Annotated in this window: 16 protein-coding genes; 6 read left to right on the top strand and 10 right to left on the bottom strand. The window is 64.1% G+C overall.

Annotated features, from left to right (window positions below; all coding sequences use genetic code 11):
- The first annotated feature begins 12 nt into the window (after positions 1-12).
- From gmd to GTK01_RS10895, 6 genes are all read left to right on the top strand, one after another.
- On the top strand, positions 13-984 hold the full coding sequence (gmd, locus tag GTK01_RS10920; protein WP_252925918.1) for a GDP-mannose 4,6-dehydratase: 972 nt from the start codon (positions 13-15) through the stop codon (positions 982-984).
- 43 nt (positions 985-1,027) lie between these two features.
- Positions 1,028-1,966 (top strand): GDP-mannose 4,6-dehydratase, encoded by a 939-nt coding sequence (locus GTK01_RS10915; RefSeq protein WP_252925917.1) that lies wholly within the window; start codon positions 1,028-1,030, stop codon positions 1,964-1,966.
- A 2-nt stretch (positions 1,967-1,968) separates the two neighbouring features.
- Positions 1,969-2,757 carry an ABC transporter permease gene (locus GTK01_RS10910; RefSeq protein ID WP_252925916.1) on the top strand — a complete coding sequence of 263 codons (789 nt, stop codon included), beginning with the start codon at positions 1,969-1,971 and terminating at the stop codon, positions 2,755-2,757.
- Positions 2,757-3,992: an ABC transporter ATP-binding protein gene (locus GTK01_RS10905; protein ID WP_252925915.1), complete on the top strand. Its 1,236-nt coding sequence runs from the start codon at positions 2,757-2,759 to the stop codon at positions 3,990-3,992. Before GTK01_RS10910 ends, GTK01_RS10905 begins: the two co-directional genes overlap by 1 nt.
- 20 nt (positions 3,993-4,012) lie before the next feature.
- Positions 4,013-4,849, top strand: coding sequence for a hypothetical protein (locus GTK01_RS10900; protein WP_252925914.1), 837 nt, complete (start codon positions 4,013-4,015; stop codon positions 4,847-4,849).
- Positions 4,850-4,922: 73 nt separating this feature from the next.
- Positions 4,923-9,035: a glycosyltransferase gene (locus tag GTK01_RS10895; protein ID WP_252925913.1), complete on the top strand. Its 4,113-nt coding sequence runs from the start codon at positions 4,923-4,925 to the stop codon at positions 9,033-9,035.
- 65 nt (positions 9,036-9,100) lie between these two features.
- Here GTK01_RS10895 and GTK01_RS10890 read toward each other — a convergent pair whose 3' ends face one another.
- The 10 genes from GTK01_RS10890 to GTK01_RS10845 all read right to left on the bottom strand — a co-directional run bounded on the left by GTK01_RS10890 (position 9,101) and on the right by GTK01_RS10845 (position 20,661).
- A complete protein-coding gene (locus tag GTK01_RS10890) occupies positions 9,101-10,126 on the bottom strand; it encodes a DUF2793 domain-containing protein (protein ID WP_252925912.1) in 1,026 nt (341 codons plus the stop codon).
- Between the two features lie 71 nt (positions 10,127-10,197).
- Complete coding sequence (locus GTK01_RS10885; RefSeq protein ID WP_252925911.1) at positions 10,198-12,159, bottom strand: hypothetical protein; 1,962 nt, start codon at positions 12,157-12,159, stop codon at positions 10,198-10,200.
- Positions 12,152-13,489 carry an NAD(P)/FAD-dependent oxidoreductase gene (locus tag GTK01_RS10880; protein WP_252925910.1) on the bottom strand — a complete coding sequence of 446 codons (1,338 nt, stop codon included), beginning with the start codon at positions 13,487-13,489 and terminating at the stop codon, positions 12,152-12,154. The genes GTK01_RS10885 and GTK01_RS10880 overlap by 8 nt, the downstream gene beginning before the upstream one ends.
- Positions 13,470-14,528: a lysylphosphatidylglycerol synthase transmembrane domain-containing protein gene (locus tag GTK01_RS10875; protein WP_252925909.1), complete on the bottom strand. Its 1,059-nt coding sequence runs from the start codon at positions 14,526-14,528 to the stop codon at positions 13,470-13,472. Before GTK01_RS10875 ends, GTK01_RS10880 begins: the two co-directional genes overlap by 20 nt.
- A 12-nt stretch (positions 14,529-14,540) precedes the next feature.
- A complete protein-coding gene (rfbF, locus tag GTK01_RS10870; protein ID WP_252925908.1) occupies positions 14,541-15,311 on the bottom strand; it encodes a glucose-1-phosphate cytidylyltransferase in 771 nt (256 codons plus the stop codon).
- An 11-nt stretch (positions 15,312-15,322) separates the two neighbouring features.
- The gene (locus tag GTK01_RS10865; protein WP_252925907.1) at positions 15,323-16,309 is read right to left on the bottom strand and encodes a glycosyltransferase family 2 protein; all 987 of its coding nucleotides are present in this window, start codon (positions 16,307-16,309) and stop codon (positions 15,323-15,325) included.
- On the bottom strand, positions 16,306-17,268 hold the full coding sequence (locus GTK01_RS10860; RefSeq protein ID WP_252925906.1) for an NAD(P)-dependent oxidoreductase: 963 nt from the start codon (positions 17,266-17,268) through the stop codon (positions 16,306-16,308). Before GTK01_RS10860 ends, GTK01_RS10865 begins: the two co-directional genes overlap by 4 nt.
- Positions 17,232-18,311 (bottom strand): CDP-glucose 4,6-dehydratase, encoded by a 1,080-nt coding sequence (gene rfbG / locus GTK01_RS10855; protein WP_252925905.1) that lies wholly within the window; start codon positions 18,309-18,311, stop codon positions 17,232-17,234. The genes GTK01_RS10860 and rfbG overlap by 37 nt, the downstream gene beginning before the upstream one ends.
- Positions 18,312-18,388: 77 nt before the next feature.
- The gene (locus GTK01_RS10850) at positions 18,389-19,519 is read right to left on the bottom strand and encodes a glycosyltransferase (RefSeq protein WP_252925904.1); all 1,131 of its coding nucleotides are present in this window, start codon (positions 19,517-19,519) and stop codon (positions 18,389-18,391) included.
- The gene (locus tag GTK01_RS10845; RefSeq protein WP_252925903.1) at positions 19,519-20,661 is read right to left on the bottom strand and encodes a glycosyltransferase family 1 protein; all 1,143 of its coding nucleotides are present in this window, start codon (positions 20,659-20,661) and stop codon (positions 19,519-19,521) included. The genes GTK01_RS10850 and GTK01_RS10845 overlap by 1 nt, the downstream gene beginning before the upstream one ends.
- Positions 20,662-20,823 lie beyond the last annotated feature (162 nt).

The raw sequence follows: 20,823 nt of genomic DNA, 5'->3' as shown, positions 1-20,823 counted from the left end.
GGAGAATTAAACGTGAGCAAAAAAGCCCTCGTCACCGGCATCACCGGGCAGGATGGTGCCTATCTCGCGCAGTTGCTGCTGTCGAAGGGCTACGAGGTTCATGGCCTGGCCCGGCGTTCGAGCACCTCCGACGTCAACCTGACAAGGCTCAATTGGCTCGGGATCGAGAAGGACGTGCGCATCGTCGACGGCAATCTGCTCGATCTGTCCGGCCTGATCCGCACGATGCGCGACGTAAAGCCGGACGAGGTCTACAACCTTGCAGCACAGTCCTTCGTGAAGTCGTCTTGGCAGCAGCCGATCCTGACGGGTGAAGTCACGGCCCTCGGGGTGACCAACATTCTCGAGGCCGTCCGCCTTGAAAAGCCGGACGCGCGCTTCTACCAGGCGTCGTCGTCGGAGATGTACGGCCTGATCCAGGAAGACATGCAGTCGGAGACGACCCCCTTCTATCCGCGTTCGCCCTACGCGGTCGCCAAGCTCTACGGTCATTGGCTGACCGTGAACTACCGCGAAAGCTTCGGCCTTCACGCGTCGAGCGGCATCCTCTTCAACCATGAATCGCCGCTGCGCGGCATCGAATTCGTCACCCGCAAGGTCACCGACAGCGTCGCCCGCATCAAGCTCGGCATCGCCAACGAGCTGCGCCTCGGCAACATCGATGCCAAGCGTGACTGGGGTCACTCGAAGGACTACGTCGAGGCCATGTGGCTCATGCTCCAGCAGGATGAGGCCGACGACTACGTCGTCGCGACCGGCCTGACGACAACCGTTCGCGACATGTGCCGCATCGCGTTCGAGCATGTCGGACTTGCCATGGACGATCACTTGGTCATCGATCCGGACCTGTTCCGCCCGGCCGAGGTCGACGTCCTGCTTGGCAATCCGACAAAGGCGAAGGAAAAGCTTGGCTGGCAGGCCAAGACCTCGCTCGAGGAGATGATCACGGAAATGGTCGACGCCGATCTGAAGCGTCTTGGCTGATTTTTTGTCGCAAGGGAGCGCCGAGGTATTGGCAACGCAAGGCATGTCGGTCCTGGTCACGGGTGCGAGTGGGTTCGTCGGCGCTCACGTGCGCGCACTTTTGGCCGAGCGCGCGAAGACGAGCCCCCTCGTCGTCCATGCCGCCTCGAGCGAAGGCGGCTTCGACCTGACCGACAGGCAGGCGACAGCCTGGGCGGTTGCCGAGCTGAAGCCTTCGGCGGTCATCCATCTGGCCGCGATCGCCGCCCCTCGACAGGCCCATGCCGACCCGCGCCGGGCTTGGGATGTGAACTTGACGGGCACGATGAACTTGGCCGAAGCGGTGATGCGTCACGCACCGCAAGCCCGGTTCATCCATGTCGGCTCGTCGGAGGCCTACGGTGCGTCCTTCGCTGCGTGCGCGGAGCGTCCGATCACCGAGGACGCGGCGCTGAACCCGGTCAACACCTACGGCGCGACCAAGGCGGCAGCGGACATGATGATCGGCCAGATGTCGCATGACGGCCTGCGAGCGATCCGCTTTCGCCCGTTCAACCACACCGGTCCAGGGCAGGCGGATGCTTTCGTCGTCCCGGCCTTCGCCCGCCAGATCGCCGACATCGTTGTCAACGGTGCCGAGCCGGTCATCCGCGTCGGCAATCTCGACGGCAAGCGTGATTTTCTCGACGTTCGGGACGTCGTGCGGGCCTATGTGGATGCAGCGCTCGGTGCCGGCGAATGGAGGCCGGGGCTCGTGTTCAACCTGTCCACCGGAACGCCCCGCTCGATCCGTTCCCTGCTCGACGCGTTGATCGCCGCCGCCGGCCGCCCGATCGCCATCGAACTCGATCCCGACCGGATGCGGCCGAACGACCTGCCGAGCGCCGCCGGCGCGAACGAGGCTGTCGGCGTCCACCTCGGCTGGCGGCCGCGCATCGATATCGCGACGACGCTGCGCGACGTGCTCGAGGACTGGAAGATGCGGCTGGCCGATCGGAAGTGACGATGTTCAAAAGCCTGTGGACGTTCCGGCATTTCATCATGTCCTCGATCCGTGCGGACATGCGCAATCGCTTCGCCCGCTCGCGACTGGGTGCGATGTGGTTCATCCTGCATCCGCTCGCCCAGGCGCTGATCTTCTCGATCGTGCTCGCCGAGGTGCTCGGGGCGCGCCTCGAAGGCGTCGAGATCGAAGCGGCCTATCCGATCTACCTCCTGTCGGGCCTCGCGGCATGGACGCTGTTCAGCGAAATCCTCACGCGCAGCGTGGGCATCTTCATCGAACAGGCGAGCGTCCTGAAAAAGATCACCTTCCCGCGGCTGTCCCTTCCCATCATCGTCTGGGGAAGCGCGATGGTGAACCATCTGTTGCTTCTGGCGGCGATCCTCGTGATTTTCGCGGTGATGTTCGGCCAGTATCCCAATGCCGCATGGCTGGCCATTCCGCTTGGCATGGCGCTGATTTCCATGCTGGCCTTCGGGCTCGGCGTCTTCCTGGGCGTGCTCAACGTCTTCAGCCGCGACGTGGCGCAGGTGATGACCGTTGTTGTCCAGCTCTGGTTCTGGATTACGCCGATCGTCTATCCGCGTTCGATCGTGCCGGAAGGCTACCAGGCCATCATCGATCTGAACCCCATGGTTCCGCTGGTGACGATCTATCAGGATGCAATGCTGTACGGCGCTTGGCCGGACCCCCGCGCGCTGATCGTGCCGGCGACGATCGGCGTCGTCGCCGTCGCCCTGTCCTTCGTGGTTTTCCGCCGGGCCAGCGCCGACCTTGTGGACGCCCTGTGATGGCGCTCCTGTCCGTCGACCGCGTCTCCAAGCGCTACGCCATATATGGCAGCCTGGTCTCCCGCATCGGCAGCTGGTTCGGCGCGTCGGTGATGCCCGTCAGCGAGTTCTGGGCGAACCGCGAGATATCGTTTGACGTCGCGCCGGGCGAGGCGCTCGCGCTGATCGGCCAGAACGGGGCCGGCAAGAGCACGCTGCTCAAGATGATCACCGGCACGGTTCGGCCTTCGTCAGGCCGCGTCGCCGCGCATGGCCGCGTCAGCGCAATCCTTGAACTGGGGGTCGGGTTCAATCTGGAGCTGACCGGCAGGCAGAACATATTCCATGCCGGCGGCCTTATGGGCCATTCGCAGGCCGAACTGGAGCGCCTGGCGCCGCAGATCGAGGATTTTGCGGAGGTCGGCGAGCATTTCGACCAGCCCGTGCGCACCTATTCGAGCGGAATGATGGCCCGGCTGGCCTTCGCGCTCGCCACGGCCACCCGCCCTGACATCCTGATCATCGACGAGGTGCTTTCGGTCGGCGACAGCTATTTTCAGCACAAGAGCTTCGATCGCGTGCGCGCGTTCAAGGAAGCGGGCACGGCCATCATTCTGGTCACGCACGGACTTGCCGACGTGCGCGCCCTCTGCGACCGTGTGATCCTCCTCGACAAGGGCGCGGTGTTGAAGGATGGACCGCCCGACGAGGTGGTCGACTATTACAACGCGCTGATCGCCGAACGGGAAAACGCGAAGCTGACGATCGAGCAGCGGCGAACCAAGGGCGGCTGGCTGCATTCGCGCTCGGGCAGCTACGAGATCGTGACCGAGACGCTCGACTTGCTCGACCGGGAGAGCCGCCAGCCGGTCGCAACGGCGACGGTGGGGCAAAAGCTCGCTCTCAAGATCCGCGCCACCGCGAACGAGGACGTTCCCCGGCTCGTCGTCGGGGTCATGCTGCGCGACCGGACGGGCCATGTCGTGTGGGGAACCAATACCTGGCATACAGGCGACCATATAGTTGACGTGCGCGCCGGCGGGCGCGTGGAGGTGAACGTCGCCTTCACCTGCACGCTCGGCCCCGGCTCCTACGGCCTCGCCGTGGCGCTTTCGGCCTCCGACACGCATCTTGAAAAAAACTACGAATGGCAGGACAACGCCATCGTGTTCGACGTCGTGAACGCCGACCGGCCTTACTTCATCGGCACGAGCGAACTGGATGCCGATTTCACCATAACGAAGGACCTGGATTGAACGCTCTGCAGCGAACCCTGATGACGATCGGCTGTCGCGACAGCGACGCTCTGCCGAAAGTCGCCGATGCCGGACGCATCGTCGATGCGCCGGAGGGGCGCGTTCAGATCATGCACAACGGCTTGCGCGTCAAGGCGGGCGGTTATCACGGCGACTGGATGGCGCAGATCATCCGCGCGCTGCGCGGCCATCACGAGCCGCAGGAGGAACTGATCTTCGCGGATTTGATGCGCTATGTCCGCCACAACAGCCTGATCATGGAACTGGGCGCTTTCTGGTCCTACTACTCGCTTTGGTATCTCACGGAAATTCCGGGCTCGCGCGCCTTTTGCATCGAGCCGGATCCGGCGAGCCTCGCCGTCGGCCAGTTCAACGCCGGGCTGAATGCGATGGCCGACCGGATGGTCTATCGGCAGGCCTGGGTCGGGGACGGCGCGACGACGGAACTGACGGCCGTCTGCGAATCCGACAATGTCGCCAGGACGTTGCCCTTGATGAACATGCAGGCGGTGTCGTCGCTGACCGGCGGGCAACCGATCGAAATGGTGCATATGGACGTCCAGGGCGCCGAACTCGGCTTCCTGCGGTCGATCGCAGAGGTGCCGGCCGCCCAAAGGCCCCGCTTCCTGGTCGTCTCCACGCATCATTCCAGCATCTCCGGATCACCGACGACGCATGTGGACTGCGTCGCCGCACTTCGCAGTCTCGGCGCGCACGTCCTGGTTGAGCACAGCGTGCAGGAATCCTTCAGCGGCGACGGCCTGATCGTGGCGAGTTTTCTTGGCGAAGATGAAGTGATCGACCTGCCCTTGATTTCCCGCAACGAACCCGGCAAGTCGCTGTTCCCGAGCCTCTGATCAGGCGGCTTGCACGGCGCTGCCGGATACGGGATGTTCCCGTGCCACGGCGCTCTTTTGGCGAAGCGATCTCATGTTCAAATCATATGCGCAGAATTTCGAGGACGTCATTTTGTGGCGTGCTCTGAAACATGTCGAAAAGGGCGTGTATGTCGATGTGGGCGCGCAGGACCCGACGATCGACTCGGTGTCCCTCGGCTTCTATGAGAAGGGGTGGCGCGGCATCCACGCTGATGCAAGTGCGTCCTACGCCCGACGTCTGCGCGAGGCGCGCCAGGACGAAAAGGTGGTGGAGGCCATTATCGGCAACGGCACGGAGCCGATGCGTTTTTTTGCCGTCACCGATACGGGTTTGAGCACGAGCGACGAGGGCCTTGCGCGCAAATATGCGGCTTCGGGCTTCGAAGTCTCCGAAGCGCTCGTCCCCGTCATGTCGCTCGCAAGCCTTTTGGACGCCGTGGAGGGGCCCGACATCCACTGGCTCAAGGTCGACGTCGAAGGCATGGAGGCCGACGTCCTGGCAAGCTGGGGCGACAGCCCCCGCCGGCCCTGGATCCTGTGCGTCGAGAGTACCTGGCCGAATTCCCAGACCCTGACGCATCAGCAGTGGGAGCACGAACTGATCGAGCGCGGATACGAGTTCGTCTATTTCGACGGTCTCAGCCGTTTTTACGTCTCGCGCGAACATGAGGAATTGAAGCAGCATTTCGGCCCGGGACCGAACGTGTTCGATGGGTTCGCTCTCGTCCATGCTTCAGGTCTGGTGGACCTCGAGCCGATAAGGCAACAGATTTCGCTTCTGCAGGATCGACTGGCAGAAAGTGAGCGGAAGAGTAGCCACGTCGCCTCGGAGAATGATGGGCTCCGAAGCAATATTAGTGAACTCGAAAAAACTATCGAAAACCTTCGCAATCATGCCGAGGTTTTCAAAAAAAAAATCCTGAGACTTAAAAAGTATAATGATAAAGTCCGTGCTATGTTATCTGTGCGCAATCTTCAATTGCAGGCAGGATTGCGCGGTATGGATTCGGAACGACAGGATGCGAGCGAGGATCGGGAGATCGTGTCGGTCGTCGATGTCGGCCGCAGCGAGCGGGATGCCGCCCGGATAGCCCTGCAGGAACTGGAAGCTGAACTGCAGCAGCGCGACGCGGCGATCAGGGATTTGACCGCCCGCTTGGCGTGGACGGATCACGAGCTGAATTTGCTGCGCCTGAGCAGATCCTGGCGCCTGACGAAACCGGTGCGTATCGCAAGGGGCGTCCTGCGCAAGTTCGCTCATGGAGTTCACGCCTGGCTGACCTTCAAGCCGCAGTCGCGCCCGGATCGCGTCGTCCGCAGCGGGATTGCGCGCGCGCATGGCATCGTCAGGCGCTATCCATCATCCTATCGCCTGGCTCGATGGATGCTCGACCGGTCGCCGCGCCTGCAGCAACGCGTTCGCCGCTTCACGGTGCCCAGTCATCTGAGCGACGCGATCTTTCCCAAGACGACCGGCGTCGCTTTCGACGGGTTTGTCGATTCGACGAGCGTACGCCTTGCGTGCGACCGGCTGGATTTCGCAAAGGCGCTGACGGCACGCGCATCGCAGCACGATCGTGGGCAGGATAATGCTCTGCCGAAGCTCGCATATTTTTCGCCGCTGCCCCCCGAGCGGACCGGGATCGCCGATTACAGTGCCCAGCTCCTACCGGAACTGTGCCGGTACTACGACATCACGTTGATTTCCGAACAGTCGCAGATCGCCGATGACTGGTTGCGCGACAACGTCCCCGTCAGGAGCGCCGAGTGGTTCCGTGAGAACGCCGGCGACTTCGACCGGGTCATGTATCACTTCGGAAACTCGCTTTTCCACAGTCACATGATCCCGCTTCTGCGGGAGGTGCCGGGCGTCGTGGTGCTGCATGATTTTTTCCTCAGCAGCATGATCGCCTATCTGGAGCTGCACGGCGAATGGGGAACGATCTGGACGGAATCGCTCGCATATTCGCACGGTCATGCAGCGCTGGCCGAGCGCAACGACGTGAAGACCTTCCGCCGCGCGATCGACAATTACCCTGCGAATTTCGCCATTCTCGCGCAGGCGGCCGGCGTCATCGTCCACAGCAAGCACCCCGTGTCGCTCGCCACCGAATTCTATCCGGCATACTCGACGCGCGCTTGGGAGGTCGTGCCGCTGCCGCGGATCGCGCCCGATGTCTCGAAGCGGGAGGATGCACGCGCGGCGCTTGGGTTGAAGGCCAACGAGATTCTCGTCTGCACCTTCGGATTTCTGGGTTCGACCAAACTCAATGATCGTCTGCTCGACGCATGGATCGCGTCGCCCCTGGCCGCCGACGAGAACTGCAAGCTCGTCTATGTCGGCGCGGCGCACAAGGACGCCTATAGCGATCAACTCCTCCGGAGGATCGCCGAGCATGGACAGGGACGCGTATCTGTGTCCGGATTTGCCTCGCCCGAAGAGTACCAGCGCTACCTGAAAGCGGCTGACATCGGGGTCCAACTGCGTAGCAATTCCCGCGGTGAGACGTCTGCTGCCGTCCTCGATTGCATGGCCTACGGCATCGCGACCATCGCCAATTCGAACGGATCGATGGCAGAGCTGCCGGACGATTGCCTGATCCTGTTGGAGGACGAGTTCAGCGAGGCCGATCTGGTCACCGCACTCGTGGACCTGCAGCAGGACGAAGCCAAGCGCCAGAGATTGGGTGCGCGGGCAGCGGCATACGTTGGCGAGAACCACACGGTCGCCTATGCGGCGGAGCGGTATCACGCAGCCCTTGAGAAATTCTACATGGGCAGCGAGACGCTCTACGACCACCAGAAGCTCATCGAATGTGCCCGCATGCTCCCGGATGGCGACATGCAGGCCAAGCTCGAAATGGCGCGCGGGCTGACATTGATCCCCAATCTGCCCCGGCCGGCAAAGCAGATTCTGGTCGATATCTCCGCCTTGCGAAATTTCGATCTTCGCACGGGCATTCAGCGGGTCGTACGCTCGGTCCTCGGCGATTTCCTTGCCAGCAACCGGAACGAGTACCGCGTCGAGCCGGTCTGGATGAACAAGGATTATGGCGAGTGGCGCTACCACTACGCCCGGCGGTACACCATGGAGTTCCTCGGATCGCCTCGTGCGGATCTGACGGAGCAGCCCGTCGACGTGGGTGAAGGCGACATCTTCCTGGCGCTCGATTTCTTCGCGCATGGTGCGATCGGTGCCTCACACACCGGCGTCTACGAGGAGTGGAAGCAGCGCGGGGCGCAGATCGCATTCGTCGTCTACGACATCCTGCCCGTCACGATGCCGCATAATTTTCCCGAGGAATCGGGCACCGTTCACGAATTGTGGCTGCAGGCGATATGCAACGTTGCCGACAAGCTGATCTGTATCTCGCAGGCGGTTGCCGACGACGTCGCGGCGTGGCTTGCTCGGACGGGCCATCCGCGCGCCGGCGAGATCGACATCGTCGCGTGGCCGCTGGGCGCAGACATCGGCGCGTCGTCTCCGACGCTTGGCATTCCGGCTGAAGGTCCCGAACTCCTCGAGCGGCTCGAGCGCGAATGCGTTTTCCTGATGGTCGGAACGATCGAGCCGCGCAAGGGTCATGCGCAAGTGGTCGACGCATTCGAAGAACGTTGGGCGGCCGGTTCGAAGGACGTTCTGGTGCTGATCGGCGGTGAGGGCTGGAAAGGCGTCCCTCCCAGCCAGGCAAGGTCGTTGCCCAGTCTCGTCTCGCGCCTGCGAAACCACCCGGAAAACGGCAAGCGGCTCATATGGCTCGAGCGGGCGAGCGACGAGTTCCTTGAAAAGATCTACGGGGCCGGCGATGCACTGATCGCGGCCTCGGAAGGCGAAGGTTTTGGACTTCCCTTGATCGAAGCCGCGCAGGCTGGTCTGCCGATCATCGCCCGCGACATACCCGTATTCCGTGAAGTGGCGGGCAATGACGCCTTTTATTTCAAGGCCTCCAACGGCACGGAACTTGCGGCCGCCGTCGACGAGTGGAAGCAGCTCCACGAGGCGAACGATCATCCTCGATCGAGGTCCATCGGCTGGGTGACCTGGCAGGAAAGCGCCGAACTGCTCATGAAGGCCCTCGTCACGCCGGCAAGCGCAGGCGCGCCCTCCGTCAGATCGGCAAATGCCGAGCCCGATGAGGCCGATGCCCAGCGGAACGTCGCCTGACGCGGCATGGGCAACGGTCCATTTCGATCGCCGCCCTGACCAGGTGCCCCATCGGATGGATGCTGCTAAAGGGCAGCACCATCCCCGACGCGCCTCCACACCGATCCGTCGCTGAAGGCGAGGCCGGGGCCGCCCGTCATGTTCGGAACGTAGACGACCGCTCCGGCGCCGCTGGTCGCTGCGTCGGGCAGCGCGGCGAGGGCGGTGGTCTTCAGCTTCAGCGGCAGCGTCGTCTCGAAGGCCTGCGGCGATATTGCGATCCGCATCGTCCCCGCATTCTGGTCGAACAGCACGAAGCGGCCGCCGCCAAGACCGTTGCTGTCGTCCGTCGCCGCAAACCGGTATTCCCGCCCGCCCGCGCCCGTCGCTGCGACGGCGAAGGCGGCGAAGCTGGGCGCTGAGACGCGCGCGAGATGTCCGCGCACGTCGAGCGCACAATCGGGCGCAGCGGCCGAACCGAGGCCGAGAAAGCCGGTCGCCGGATCGAAGATCGCGACCGCGCGCCACGTCTCGCCATCCTGCGACGTCTTGATGGAAAATGCGTCGGACCCGGTCAGGCCGAGCTCGGCCCGGCCGTGATACCCCGTCTGGAACACGACAGATGCCGTTTCGGCAGGCGCCGTCTTGTTGATCTTGAGACGGTGCCCGCCGTCCGCCTCGTCGCCGTCGAAGAGCGACGTGGGCGCCCGTACGGAAAGTCGGTTCTCGTCATCCGGCAAGGCGTTGAACGCGAGGCGGTCGATCGTGCCGCGTTGGCCCTGGACCTGCCACTGCGTGCCATCGAAAACGAGGAGCGCGTTCTCGTCGGCGATGTGGATCAGGCTGCCTGCTCGCGGCGTATCGAACGACCAGCCGGCGCCGGTCGCCACCGCAATCGCATGTTCACGCCCGGCCCATGCGCCGGATGCCGGTGCGCCAACCACATAGGTGTCGCCGGGCAAAGCGTCCGCCGGCGGCGCTGTTAGGCCGCGCGAACTGGCATGCGCGTTGAGCCGCGCGTCGATCATCGACAGCGCTTCGTTGTGCGTGACGTGCTTTTGCGCCTGCGAGGGCATGATGAGCGGAAAGTCGTGTCGCGGTGTCGTATCCATGCGGCTGTCCTTGGGAATGGATGAGGGCCCAAGGATAGCTCCGCCCGTGGGGAGGAGTATAAGTTCGCCCTTCAGGGACAGGAATCGATGACGAACGAGCGCAGGCCGAATGCGATGAGGCGCGAATCGCCCGGCGGCCGTTTCGGGTCGGAATAGGTCAGATCGACCCGCGTTGCGCCGGAGCGCTCGCCGAGCGGAACGACAAGGCGCGCGTCACCGTCGAAAGCCTGTTCGAACACCTGTTCGTCGTCCAGGGACGCGGCGATGGTCTGCGGCCCATAGGTGAAACCGTCGATCAGCAGGCAGCGGTCATCGCCCGCATGTTCCGGCAGCGTGAAGCGCAAACTGCTCTGCGCCGCATCGCTCCAGCGATGCGTCGGTTCCGCGCCGGACCAGCCGGACAGGCTCACTTGCGTGCCGGTCGCGTCGTGCGCGAGTGCCTGGCCGAGCGCCATCGGCGCTGGCGGCACGACGATGGAAGGATCGTCGGCGTCGAGCTGAACGAATGTCGGTCGCTCGAGGCCCTCGCGGGCCGACACCACCCACGACCTGATTTGCTCGCCATCGAACGCGCAATCGTCGGACACACTGATGACGGCCTCGTTCGCGGGCGCAGGCAGAAGCAGCGTCTTGCGGCAGTCGGGGCCGACGACGGCGGATGATGCATAGAGCGAATCGCCCAGCCCCGAATAGCGCTCGCCGAAGATCTCTGCTGGCGGGGTATAGAGCCAGGGGACGTGGGTTTGCACAAACCCGGAGGCAAATGACGGCGCCGTGTAGGATTCCCACTTGATCGACAGGTTGACGACCATCGTGACGATGACGCCGGCCCACAAGACCGTGCCCCATGTCGCCCTGCGCACGCCCGATAAGCCGTACATGGTGGCCACGACGGCAAGCGCTGCGGGGTAGATGAGGGGGATGTACCAGAGCGCGTAGCGTGCCAGACCGGGCGTCGCGCCGGAGTTGAGATTCTCGGTCGAGGCGTGGCTGTACATCGAGGCGACGAAGAACAGAGCGATGACGCTCCAAAGGTGAAGCGGACGCACGGGCCGCAATGTCGGATTGCGCATGGCCCTTCGCCACAAGAGCGCCCCGCCGAGGAGAAGTGCCAGGCCCACAGGCCAGTTCGGGAACAGCCCGACATCGGGGTCGACGAGCCAGATGTAGGCGTAGGACAGTCCTGCCCCAGGCGCAGCACCACCCGCCAGCAATTGCGGCGTCACCACCTCGTAGCGCAGGAAGTAATAGGCGGGGTGAAGCGCGAGCAGAAGCACGGTTGCGACCACTCCGATCACTTCCCAGCGCGAATAGGGCACGCTCCAGTCCGAAAGTCCGCGCAGGGCGACGAGGAGGACCGGCACGAAGGAGAGGCCCGGGTTCTGGGTCGCGGCTGCCGCCATGAGGACCGCCGAAGCCACAAGCTGGTTGCGCATTGCCAGGACAATGCCGCCAAGTGTGACGCAGTACGTGAAGAACTCGGTATGGACCTTGTTGAAGTACCATACGATCGGCGAGCCGAGCGTCATGGCGACGATGGTCCAGAAGCCGCGCCAGCCGTGGCCGAGCGTCGCCACCGACAGCAATCCGACGAACAGGACTGCGTGAAGCGCGAGAAAGCTGCCATGCGGCCCGAGCGGCAGGCCGATAAGGGCGAAAGGCGCGTTCACCACAGCCGCCAGCAGGCTGTAGAACCAGAAATGGTTGAAATCCGCGGTCTCGCCAAGGCGCAGGGCCGGGAACGCGCCTTCGAGGTAGCTGCGATCGAGCGTGCCAACGATCAGGCCGCTTTCGTGAAGCTGCTGGTAGAGCGCGAAGCTCGTCTCGTTCATCCATGGCCGCAGCGTTTGCGACCACGCGTAGAAGAGGCCGTAATACTCCATCCCGTCGCCCACGCGCGCGACGGGAAGCAGAAGCGCCGCGACCATGCCCAGCACCATAAGCCCGGCAACGGCCAGCCCCCAGGCGCCGAACGCAAAGCCGCCTCGTGCCGGATGATGAACCCAGCGCTGCGATGCGTCCGCGTCAGCCATCGGCCCGGGCGGCCATCTTTGCCTGCATCTCTTCGGAAACCTCGAGCGCTTCGCGGATGGCGTAGTTCGTGCCGCGATCCTCGGGATAGACCTGCGCCATCGTGGAGATGAAGGCGTTGTCGAACGGCGTCGCGCGGCCGGGCACGTATTGCGAATAGCCGCGCTCGGTGACGGGCTGCGCATAGGGCGAACGCCACATGCGGTATTCCTTGATCCACGACCTGTCGAGGTCGGGGAACATGCGCTTCAGGTGCTCGAGCGCGAAATCCGCATACTCGTCCTCGGAGTAGTTCCAGACCGGATCGTCGACGGACAGATACTTCGACAGAAACGCGATGTGCGATCCCTTGTAGTTTTCCGGCGGGTCGAAATTCGTGTGTTCGATGACGCCGACGAAGGGAAAGCCGGGATCGTTCACGTTCAGCCAGTACGTATCGGAGAGGCTGCGGTTGAGACGCAGCACGAGGCACATGTTGCCGAGATATCGGACGCGCCGCAGGCTAGCGAGATAGTCGGCCTCGACCTTGCCTTCGAAGATGTCGGCGATGATCGGAAAAGCCGGCGTGAACAGGAACTGGCGTGCCTCGACCGGCCCTTCGGCCGTTTCCAGAGCGATGATGCGGCGGCCCTCGGTACGAATTCCGGTGACGGGCGTGCTAAACGACACTTCGCCGCCCTTGGCGCGAATGGCGTCCACCATGATTTCGGCGAGCCGTCCGAAGCCGCCGCGGAAATAGGCAAGTTCCTCGCCGCCCGTCTTGTCCCGTGTGCTGCCGCGCAGGACGAGCTTCTTCCAGAACCAGACGGCGTTGATGTCCTCGGCATGGACCGAGAACTTCGACTTGATCAGCGGCTCCCAAACCACCCGGTAGACGTTCGGCCCGACGATCGGCTCGAGCCACTCGCGAACCGACAGGTTCTCGATCTGCTTCCAGTCCTTCACGCCGCGCACGCGGAACACCATCAGCCCGAGACGGATGCGGTCCCAGAAGGGCAGGGCGGTGAAGCGCAGGAGATCGAGCGGCGTGGTCAGGCGCCAGTGGCGGCCGTTGAAATACATGCCGTTGCGCGAGGGATGGACGACGATGTCGTCCTCGTGGCCGAGCTCGCGCACCAGCTTGGGCACGTAGAGGTCGTTGTTGAACCAGTGATGGTAGAACTTTTCGATCCGCATCCCGTCGGAAAATTCGAATGTCCCGGCAAGGCCGCCGGCGTCGACATCGGCTTCGACGACGCGCACCTTGAGGCCCTTCTTTGCCATGTCGTAGGCGGCGGCCAGCCCTGTGAAGCCAGCGCCGACGATGGCGACGTCATACGGTTGGGATGTCATGCGTATCTCTCTCCTGGGCAGCGCGGGCCTGCACCGATCGGGCGGTGCGGAAAATCTCCGGGCGTGCAAGCATGGCGATGCCCCCGGCCACGGTCGTGGGCACCCATACCATCAAATGTGACAAAACCGCGAAGCTGGTCGCGACTTCCTCGCTCACCCCCAATAGAATCATCACCGAGAACGCGGCCAGGTGGAACGGGCCCACATAGCCGGGTGAGGACGGGACGAGGGTGGAAAGCGTGACGAAAGCCATGACGAGCAGTGCGGCGATGGGCGGCTGTTCGATGCCGAAGCCGGCCATCACGAAGTAGAAGGCGGCCGACTCGCCGAGCCAGACCAGTATCGACAATGCGAAGACCGCGCCGAGCGCGCGCGGGGCCGACATGTGTCGAAAGCCGTCGAGGAATTCGGCGGCCACCCGCAGCCCCTTGCCGACGATGTCGCCCTCGGGGCGTCGTCCCGCTTGGCCGAGCAGCATCCGCGCGATCGCTCCGCTGAAAAGGAAGATCGCGAGCAGCGAGATCGCGCCGATGATCGCGAGCACGATCGTGCCTTCGACCAGCCAGTCCGGCAGGCGCGCACCGCGCAGCACCGAGGTGCCGACGGTCAGGAAAAGAACAAGCGTCAACAGATCGAGCAGCCGCTCCATGACGATCGAACTGATCGCGGTCGTGCGCGGCACGCCGATCGCGGCCGGAAAGACCGTACCGCGCACGATGTCGCCCGCGCGCAGCGGCAGCACGTTGTTGAGCGCGATCGAACCGAGGAACGGCGCCGCGCAATCGCCGGTCCGCACAGCCGTCTCCGTCGCGCGCAGCATCACGGCCCACCGGATGATGCGCATGGCATAGCCGAACGACAACCCGACGAGCGCGAGCAGGACGAACGGCCAGGCGAAATCGCGCATGGCCGCCGCAGCGCCGGCCAGATCGACGTTCCAGGCGATCAGCCCCAGGCACAGGATCGACACTGCCCACCCGACGATCGAGCGGACGTGGATGCGGGTCTTGCCAAGTTGCACGGACGGGGTTTGGCTCATGGACCGCGGCGCTTACCAGACACGCCAGGGTGCACGGCCTTCGGCCCAGTGCTTTTCCAACTCGCGCTTGTCGCGAAGCGTGTCGCAAGGCTGCCAGAAGCCGTGATGCTCGAAGGCGGCCAACTGGCCGTCGCGCGCAAGGGTCTTCAGCGGCTCCTGCTCGAACGACGTCTCGTCGCCGGCGGTGTAGTCGATGGCCTTCGGCTCGAGGACGAAGAACCCGCCATTGATCCAGCCGATCTCGTCGCTCGGCTTTTCCTGGAAGGAAGAGACCGTGCCGTCGTCCTCGACCGCAAGGACGCCGAAACGGCCGGGCGGCTGGACGGCGGCGACCGTCGCGAGCTTGCCGTGCTTCCTGTGGAAGGCGAGTTCCGCCGTGATGTCGATATTCGACAGGCCGTCGCCATAGGTCATGCAGAAGGTTTCGTTGCCGAGATAGGGGGCGACGCGCTTCAGGCGCCCACCGGTCATCGTGCTCTCGCCGGTCTCGATCAGCGTGACCTTCCAGTCTTCGGCGGAGCTTTCGAGGACGGTGGTGCTGCCGTCCTTGAGGTTGATCTCGAGATTGGACAGGTGACGCTGGTAGTTCATGAAGAACTCCTTGATCACGTAGCCCTTGTAGCCGAGGCAGATGACGAACTCGCTGACCCCATGGTGGGCATAGGTCTTCATGATGTGCCACAGGAGGGGCCGCCCGCCGACTTCGACCATTGGCTTCGGCTTGGTCTCGGATTCCTCGGCGATGCGCGTGCCCAGGCCGCCTGCGAGAATGACCAGTTTCATGGGTTGAGTTCCTAGAGTACGAGTTCCGCAGGCTCGATGTTGATCGAGCTGTCGACGATGGCGAGCGGTTCGGCGCGCAGCATGAGATAGATGCGCAAGATGTACTCGCCGATGATTCCCAGAAGTAATGACTGGAGGCCGATGCCGAAAAGCACGAGAACATGCATGCTGGCAAGGCCCTGAGGCAGTTCCGGCTGCAGTATTTTCAGCAACACGAAGTAGATCGTTCCCATGGCCGACACCGCGATCATCATGATGCCGAGGATCGAGGCCATGCGCAGCGGCACCGACGAATGGTTGAACACCGCCGTCAGCCCGAGGCGCAGGAGGCGCGACAGCCCGAACTTGCTTTCGCCCGCTACACGCGCATCGCGCTCGTATTCCAGGCCCGTCTGCCGGAAGCCGAGGCCGGCGATCATGCCCCGCAGATAGGGATTGGGCGTGCGCATCTGCGACAGGGCGCGGATGACCTTGCGGTCGACGAGCCGGAAATCGCCGACGTCGCGCGGGATGTCGTGTTCGCTGATCGCGTTGATCATCCAGTAGCCGAAGCGGCGGAACTGGTTCATCCATGCGGCCTCGCGGCGCTTGCGCCGGACACCGTATACGACGTCGAAACCCTTTTGCCAAACCTCGAAGAACTGCTCGAGCATCTCCGGCGGGTCCTGCAGATCGGCGTCGATCTGCATCACCGCGTCGCCGCGCGTGTGCAGGTAGTTCGCCATAATCGACCGCTGGAAGCCGACATTCTTGGAAAAGCGGATCGCGCGGACGCGTGCATCGCTCGCGGCGAACGCCTCGATCCGGCTCCAGGTGTCGTCGGTGGAATTGTTGTCGGAGAAAACGAATTCCATGCGGCAGCGGTCCGACATGCGCTCGGCGACGCCGGTCAGCCGCCTGTAAAGCGCGTCCATGTTGAGCGCTTCGTTGTAGACCGGGATGGCGATGGAGATCAGTGGCATCTGGCTCTCGCGCGGCCTGCGCTCGGGTCCGTTCATGGGGCCTCGCATCGTTTCGTTTCCGCCAGTGTCGCTGCGATCGCATCTGCCAGGCGGGTGGTGGCCGCCGGGCCGATCAGATCGTCGAGACGGCTGGTATCGGCAACCACATAAGGCAAATCGTCGGGCCGCATCGGCAATTGTCCGAACTTCAGCAGATGCGGATCGGCTGCCATTTCCGCGGCGATCGCCAAGGCGAAGTCGCGGACCGCCAGCCCTTTGCCGCTTGCCAGATTGTAGGTGCCGCCGACGCCCGGTTGCGCGTCCAGCGCGACTAGCACTTCGAGAATTGCGCGGCAAGCGTCGTCGACAAACAGGAAGTCGCGCATCTGCGTTCCGGCCGAAAGCGCGACCTCCTCGCCGCGCGACAATCGGTCGACGAGGGACGGAAAGAGTCGGTAGGATTTTTCGCCAGGGCCGAAAATGTTGAACAGTCGCACGATGGCACAGCGAAGGCCGATCTCGCGCGCCGTCGCTTCCAGGAGAAGCGAGCCGGCCGCCTTGGTCGCGCCGTAGATCTTGTCACGCGTCGGCGCATCGTCCTCGCGCATCCCGCTCGCCCGGACCGCCGGCGCATATTCGGCGCTCGATCCGGCATGGACGAAGCTGCGAACCCCTGCCGCCTTCGCGGCCACGGCCAGTTCGGCGGGAAAGCTTGAATTTGCCCGAACCAATCGCGGGATGTCGCGATCGGACGGATCGACGCCGGCTGCCACGAGGTTGACGACGGCCTCGATGTCCTGCGCGGCGATCAGGCGGCCATAGGCGCCGGCGTCGAGCGCGTCGGCGAGATGATGCACGTCCCCCGAGGCCGCCATTTCGCGGTTGCGCGTGGTCGCGACCGGCTCATGGCCCGCCGCGCGCAGGTGTCGCGTCAGGCGTTGCCCGAGGAAGCCTCCCGCGCCTGTGACGAGGATGCGCATCAGCTCGCGGCCAGGGCCGCAAGACCGCGGCGCCATGCGTCGATCTGGGCGCCGGTGAAGGCGCGCATGTCGCCGCTGCGTGCGTGTTCACGATACCAAAGCGCCGTCTCCTCTACCATGCGCGGCACGCTCCAGGGCTGGCGCCAGTTGATCTCGTTATAGGCGAGGCGGCTGTCGAGCTGGAGGGCCCCGGCCTCCGGCAGAGGTTCGTCGAGGTAGCGAAGGTCGGGTCGGGTCCACACGCCCGACATCGTCTCGAGCACGGAGCGGACGGTGTACTGGCCGGGATCGTTCGGGCCGAGGTTCCAGGCCCGGGCGACCTTCTCTGGTGCATCCGATAGAAGTCCCGCTGCCAGCGTTCCATAGCCCTGCACCAGCGCAAGCACGTGCTGCCAAGGGCGCGTCGCGTCGGGAAAGCGCAGGGTCAGCGGATTGCCGGTCCCGACCGCGCGCACGAAATCGGGGATCAGCCTGTCCTCCGAGAAATCGCCGCCGCCGATGATGTTGCCACCGCGCGCGGTGGCGATAAGCGGCATCCCGCCTTCGCCGCCGGGCAGGCTTCGATAGCCCTTGATGACCATTTCCGCGGCCGCCTTGGACGCGCTGTAGGGATCCTTGCCGCCGATCGGATCGTTTTCGCGGTAGGCCCAGGCCCATTCGCGATTGTCATAGACCTTATCGGTGGTGATGGCGACGATGCCGCGTACAGACGGCGTCAGGCGTGCCGCCTCGAGCACGTTCGCCGTGCCCTGCGCGTTGACCGCGAAGGTCCGCAAGGGCTCGCGGTAGGACTTGCGCACCAGCGGCTGGGCGGCGAGATGAATGACGATCTCAGGCTGCGCGTCTTTCATCGCGCGCTGCAGCCGTCCCAGGTCCAGGATGTCGCCGGTGACGCTCGATACGTCATCGTCCAGGCCAAGTAGCGAAAACAGCGCCTCGTGCGGTTCCGGCGCGAGCGAAAAGCCGCTGACATTGATCCCGGCCTTGGCAAACCAGGCGCAAAGCCAGCTCCCCGTGAAGCCGGAATGACCGGTGACGAAAACGGATTTGCCAGCCAGGGCCTTTTCAAAATCGAGCATGGACCATTTTCTGATATTTGTAGAATACTGGGCGCTTCTAGGACACGATCCGTGAAGTTACAAGTAGAGCGCAGACGCTAGGGACGGCGCGATTTGCCTCGCGAGAGCACGTCTTGATAAAGCGCGAAATACGACGCCGCCATGCGCTTGGCCGTGAATTGCTCGCGATAACGTTCTTGCGCCGCCTCGCCCATGCGCCGGGACTCGGCGGGGTCTTCGACGAGAACCCGCATGGCTGCGCCGAGCGCGCGCGGATCGCGCGGCGGGACCACGATGCCCGTCTCGCCGTCGCGATTGATGAAGCTCATCCCCGAGCCGATCTCGCAGGAGATCATCGGTTTTCCCATCATCGCGGCCTCGACGAGCGACAGGCCATAAGCTTCGGAGCGAAGATGGGAGGGGAACACGAATCCGCGGCACAGTTCGAGCAACGCATTCTTGTCCGCGTCTTCGACCGCACCGACGAAATGGACATTGGCGGCGCCAAGGCCAAGCGCCTGCGCGCGCAGAGCGCCTTCTTCGGGTCCCGCGCCGACCAAAACGATGTCAGCGTCGACGGCCTTTGCGGCTTCGATCAGGATGTGCAGCCCCTTGTAGTAACGGAAGACGCCGGTGAACAGGAAAAACGGGCGCGGGAAGCGCTGCCGCCAGCTGGCGAGGAGCTCCGGTGCGGCGGGGGGGTGGTCCCGACGTTCGAGACCGAGCGGGATAATGTGCAGCTGGTTGATGAACGCGCTCAGCGTCGGGCTCGTGGCGGCATAGTCGGGAGAGGTCGCCACGATCGCGTCCATCCGCGACAGGAAGCGGTTCATCAGCGGTCGATAGACCTGCAGCATTCTGCGCTGCTTGACGATGTCGGAGTGGTAGGAAAGCACCGCGGGCTTGCGCACCCGGCCGGCGAAATGGAGCACGTCCATGAACGGCCAGGGGAAATGGTAATGGACGAGATCGGCCTCGGCGACCGACTGACGGAAACCGCCGATGGCGTTGAGCGACAGGCCCGTCGATGCGACCTCGAACGTGCGCTTGGCGCGCACGATGCGCTGTCTTCCCAACGTCTCCGGCAGGTCGGCCGTGTGTGATGCGAGGGTGAAGACCGTGCTAGAGGCGCCGAGATCGGCCGTGCCTTCCGCGATCGAGTTGATCGCCCGCTCGATGCCGCCATAGGTCTCGGGCCAATAGGTCTTGAACACATGAAGGACGCGCATCAGGCGGCTCTTCTCGTCGCGATCGCGGTTTCGAACACGTTGAGCAACTGCCTTGCCGCGGTGGACCAATCGAATCGCGCAGCGTTGGCCCTCGCCGCGCGCGACAGCGTCTTCCAGTCGCGTTGCCCCGACAAGACGCTGTCGAGCCCGGCTGCGATCGACGCTGGAGACGTCGGGTCGACCAGGATCGCACCGGGACCGGCGATTTCCGGCAGGCAGGACAGGTTCGATGTCAGCGCGGGAACGCCCCGCGCGTTCGCCTCCACAATGGGCAGGCCAAAACCTTCATACAGCGACGGCATGGCCAGAAGCATAGCGTTGACATAGAGCGCGTCGAGCTCATCCTCGCTCACGAACCCGGTCAGCCTGACGGAGCCGTCGAGGCTGCGTGCGGCGATCTCGCCGGCCATGTCGTCGATGCCCCAGCCTTTGCCGCCTGCGATGACGAGCAGCCAGTCCCGGCGTCGTTCCTCGGGAAGCAGCCGCCAGGCATCGAGCAATCGCTTGAGGTTCTTGCGCGGCTCGAGTGTTCCGACAAACAGGACATAGGGACGATCGATGCCGCAAGGCAGGGGCGGCGGCACGCCGACGGGCGGACGTCCGCTGACGCCGGCATGAATGGTGACGATTTCGCGGCCGAGATCGGGAAAGGCCGCCGAAATGTCGCGCCCGGTCGCCTCGGAATCGGCGACGACGATGTCGGCCCGCGCAAGCGATTGGCGCATGAACACCTGCTCGCCGAGGCGCGTGCGGGTGCGCATCGTCTCTGGCGCGTGGAGCCAGACGAGATCGTGGATCGTCACCACCCGTGCAAGATCAGCGGGGAGGAACGGCGGCAGCCGATGGGCAGGCCCCCAGAACACGTCGAGCGCGTCGCGCCTCAACTGGACCGGCAGGATGGCATGCCCCCAGATCTGGCGCAGGATCGGTCCCGGCATTCGCGCGAGGCGCAGCCTGGCGCCGTTGAGCGCGGCGACCTGCGCGTTGGGTTTTTCGGGCAGGTAGAGGATGAGGTCGTGGCCGCCGGCGATCAGTTCCCGGCTCAGTTCGTGCACATAGCGCCCGATCCCCGTCATGTGCGAGGTCAGGTTACGTGCATCCACACCTATGCGTAGCCGCTTGTGCAAGATCTTGGCCTTCATGACATGTGAGGGGTGGCGGCTCCGGTTAACTGATCGGCCGGCTCAGCACAATCCACCTGAGCAAAGTCCCGCGCGATCGTTTGCAGTTTCGAAACCGGCTGGTTAGGGAGAAACGGCTGGCGGTCGATTTCGCCGGCATGACAAGGACCGGCATGACAAGGA

Origin of the sequence: Aliihoeflea sp. 40Bstr573 (assembly GCF_024105655.1) — a bacterium.
Taxonomy (GTDB): Bacteria; Pseudomonadota; Alphaproteobacteria; order Rhizobiales; family Rhizobiaceae; genus Aliihoeflea.
This window is presented reverse-complemented; position numbering and strand designations above follow the sequence as displayed.

Excerpts from the sequence above, each read along its gene's own strand:
- GTK01_RS10915 (WP_252925917.1), top strand. The coding sequence starts at position 1,028 with ATGTCGGTCCTGGTCACGGGTGCGAGTGGGTTCGTCGGCGCTCACGTG.
- GTK01_RS10910 (WP_252925916.1), top strand. The coding sequence starts at position 1,969 with ATGTTCAAAAGCCTGTGGACGTTCCGGCATTTCATCATGTCCTCGATC.
- GTK01_RS10905 (WP_252925915.1), top strand. The coding sequence starts at position 2,757 with ATGGCGCTCCTGTCCGTCGACCGCGTCTCCAAGCGCTACGCCATATAT.
- GTK01_RS10900 (WP_252925914.1), top strand. The coding sequence starts at position 4,013 with ATGACGATCGGCTGTCGCGACAGCGACGCTCTGCCGAAAGTCGCCGAT.
- GTK01_RS10895 (WP_252925913.1), top strand. The coding sequence starts at position 4,923 with ATGTTCAAATCATATGCGCAGAATTTCGAGGACGTCATTTTGTGGCGT.
- GTK01_RS10890 (WP_252925912.1), bottom strand. The coding sequence starts at position 10,126 with ATGGATACGACACCGCGACACGACTTTCCGCTCATCATGCCCTCGCAG.
- GTK01_RS10885 (WP_252925911.1), bottom strand. The coding sequence starts at position 12,159 with ATGGCTGACGCGGACGCATCGCAGCGCTGGGTTCATCATCCGGCACGA.
- GTK01_RS10880 (WP_252925910.1), bottom strand. The coding sequence starts at position 13,489 with ATGACATCCCAACCGTATGACGTCGCCATCGTCGGCGCTGGCTTCACA.
- GTK01_RS10875 (WP_252925909.1), bottom strand. The coding sequence starts at position 14,528 with ATGAGCCAAACCCCGTCCGTGCAACTTGGCAAGACCCGCATCCACGTC.
- rfbF (WP_252925908.1), bottom strand. The coding sequence starts at position 15,311 with ATGAAACTGGTCATTCTCGCAGGCGGCCTGGGCACGCGCATCGCCGAG.
- GTK01_RS10865 (WP_252925907.1), bottom strand. The coding sequence starts at position 16,309 with ATGAACGGACCCGAGCGCAGGCCGCGCGAGAGCCAGATGCCACTGATC.
- GTK01_RS10860 (WP_252925906.1), bottom strand. The coding sequence starts at position 17,268 with ATGGCGCCGCGGTCTTGCGGCCCTGGCCGCGAGCTGATGCGCATCCTC.
- rfbG (WP_252925905.1), bottom strand. The coding sequence starts at position 18,311 with ATGCTCGATTTTGAAAAGGCCCTGGCTGGCAAATCCGTTTTCGTCACC.
- GTK01_RS10850 (WP_252925904.1), bottom strand. The coding sequence starts at position 19,519 with ATGCGCGTCCTTCATGTGTTCAAGACCTATTGGCCCGAGACCTATGGC.
- GTK01_RS10845 (WP_252925903.1), bottom strand. The coding sequence starts at position 20,661 with ATGAAGGCCAAGATCTTGCACAAGCGGCTACGCATAGGTGTGGATGCA.